Annotated in this window: 1 pseudogene; it reads right to left on the reverse strand. The window is 65.5% G+C overall.

Annotation, left to right across the window (positions count from 1 at the left end):
• Positions 1-182, reverse strand: a pseudogene (locus ALO64_RS26320) (replication initiation protein); the annotation flags it as partial.
• Positions 183-284: the final 102 nt, after the last annotated feature.

A 284-nucleotide genomic window follows, 5' to 3' on the forward strand; every position in this document is an offset into this window, starting at 1 on the left:
CGAGTCGCGGTTTTGTCGTCACTGCACCGCGCCATGTACGGCGCTTCCAGCAATAACCGGTTGAGCGCCGTGCCGTCTTCGAAGAAACGGGCAGGCGGCAGGTGGGTCCTGATTGCCATCGGATCGGCGTTGGCCGTGAGCGGGGAGGCGAGGGAAAGGCTGAGCGCGTGGTCGTGGCTCATGCTTCACCGCCTTGGCCAACTGATTGGCCAACGGCGTGAAAGGGTTTGACGCGAGGGGTCAACTGGGGGGGCAGGGTGCGGCCATCGAGGACGCACAGCCGC

Source organism: Pseudomonas meliae (assembly GCF_001400515.1).
GTDB classification, from domain to species: domain Bacteria; phylum Pseudomonadota; class Gammaproteobacteria; order Pseudomonadales; family Pseudomonadaceae; genus Aquipseudomonas; species Aquipseudomonas amygdali.